This is a genomic window from Micromonospora sp. BQ32 (assembly GCF_059358895.1).
This window is the reverse complement of record NZ_JCADBI010000043.1, coordinates 1-2,112: the sequence shown is the minus strand read 5'-3', so window position 1 is coordinate 2,112 and position 2,112 is coordinate 1. Positions and strand designations below refer to the sequence as shown.

At 66.0% G+C, this 2,112-nt stretch carries 2 protein-coding genes; both read right to left on the bottom strand.

All coding sequences use genetic code 11. The annotated features are described in order from the left end of the window. Nucleotides 1-105: 105 nt before the first annotated feature. Nucleotides 106-852, bottom strand: coding sequence for a hypothetical protein (locus AC5L30_RS32890; RefSeq protein ID WP_494872161.1), 747 nt, complete (start codon nucleotides 850-852; stop codon nucleotides 106-108). Between the two features lie 59 nt (nucleotides 853-911). Then, nucleotides 912-1,571, bottom strand: a complete 660-nt coding sequence (locus AC5L30_RS32885) for a sigma-70 family RNA polymerase sigma factor (protein WP_494872159.1) — start codon at nucleotides 1,569-1,571, stop codon at nucleotides 912-914. Nucleotides 1,572-2,112: the final 541 nt, after the last annotated feature.

Here is a 2,112-nt window from a genome sequence, read left to right as displayed (position 1 = left end):
AAGAGTCCTAGACCAACCGTCAAGCATCAGCTGGGACGGAAACGTCAAGCATGTGGTGGGACTAGACACGCCGGCAGCCGGCGGCCCTGCTCGTGGATTGGCTGCTCAGGCTGCGTAGACGGCGGTGGCGTCGTCGCTGCGCTTGTTGCGCGCCCACTTCATGCACGACGGGTCGGCGGCCTCAATGGCCCGGACTCGGCTGATCAGCTCGGTCGGTCCGTCCTGGGCCAGGACGTCAAGCACGTCGGGCCAGTCGAGCAGACCGAACAGGGCCACCAGGCGGGCTGCTCCGTCGGTCAGCACGGCGACTCGTCGGATGCTGTCGAGTGGGACTTCTCCGGTGATTGCGTGACGAGCGGCGAACGGGTCAGCCGCTGCCACCCAGTACCCGCCGGGCTGGTTACGAGCGGCCAACTCGGCGTGCTTCATCCGCAGCAGTGCCGCCTGTTTCTCGGCCGATCCGAACGGGTGCCGGTCGGCCTCGTCACGTTCTGCGCGGGCCGTCTTGTCCACCCGGTCATCGGTGATGACCTTGATGCCGTCGACAGTGTCGATCAGCACCGTCACGTCACCAAGAACCGCGTACTCCAATGCCGTGTCTTTGAGTCGCAGCACGGCGGTAGCGGCCGAGGGTGTACCCGGGTGGCTGAGGTCGCAGGTGTCGCGGTGCTGGTCGGCGGTGAACCGGATGCCATACATCAGCGCGTTGACCAACTCCGAGTCGCGGTCCGCCGCCAGGCCGGCGAGAGCAGAGCCGAGCTTTGCGGCGTACCAGGCGATGCCGTGGACACAGCCGGTGCCGGTACGGGCCGTGGCACCGTCGAGAACCACGATCAGGTTCTCGCTGGCCATGGCCCAGTCCTCATTGGGCGATTTCGGGTTGCCTGCGTCCGAGGCGGTCGAGACACGCATCAGGCCACGCCTTCGCTGCGGTAGATCGGCGTCAGCGCGTCGACCTTCTTCACGGCCCGCGTCTTCGGGTCGTAGGTGCAGGCCACCAGCAGAGAGAACCGCCGGTTCTTCACCTCGCGGTATAGCTCGTCCAGGTGGTCGTCCAGGTACTGCGCGACCCCAAGGGTGCCCATGGCGTGAATGCCGGCGAGGTAGAGGAAGGTGCCACGTCCATCCGGGCGGGGAAGCCGACCGATGTACCCAAAGTCGACTGGCTCCCCGCTGTCCGACGGAGAGCGGAACTCCTCGCCGGTCTGTCGGTTCACGAGATAGACGCCGTCGTCATCGCTGCCGAAGCCCAGCTTCGGATCGGACGCGAGGACCTGCCCGACGAACGGCAGAATCCGAGGGCTGCCGACGACGACCAGGTTGGTGCGGTTGAGGTCGACCATGCCCGGCGGTGGCACCACCTCGTACTCGGTCTTCATGCCGAGTCCCCGAGCGAGGTTGGACAGCTTCTCGTACGCGGCCAGCATCTCGGCGGAGACGACTGCGTACGGGTTCGTCTTGCCCGCCTCGAACTTGCCACCGACCGCGACGGTGAGCGGGCCACTGCCCAGCATCGCTCGTTCCGGTCGGGGTCCAGACGACAGGAGCTGTCCGACGCGGGCACGTGTCATGCCAACGACTTGAGCGATCTGCGCGTGCGTCATTCCCTGCGACACCATCTCGTCCAACGCCTCACGGCGTAGCCGAGACAGCTCGTTAACGGCCGCCTGGTGCTCATCGATCAAGTCGCTGGCCTTGCGTGCTCTGTCGCTCGGGTCCTGGATGTCAGCCAGGCCGTGCGGGCTGATCTCCACGGTCCCTCCGATCCGGTGCGCTGAACGTTCAACGCACCTTATCGCAGGATGGGGCTTGACCCAAGCAAGGGGGCTTGCGTAACCTCGGCCACACATCGATGCGCAACCCCCCTTTACAAGGGATACGGGGAGCGCAAAGAGGCCCCGACGGGATTGCGGCCCGTCGAGGCCAAGTGCATCGGCCCTCTGCGAAAGGAATCACGATGCCTGTTCAGCGTACCCAAAACCCTGCGTGTCGCGTCTCGGGTCTTCAGACGGACGCTCCTGCCATGCCCCCTCTCAACGGGCATCGGTGGGTGGCGTCGACCCCTGTCGAGGCGTCGTGTGACTCGCCTGCGGGCTCTCGCTCGCATCTGTC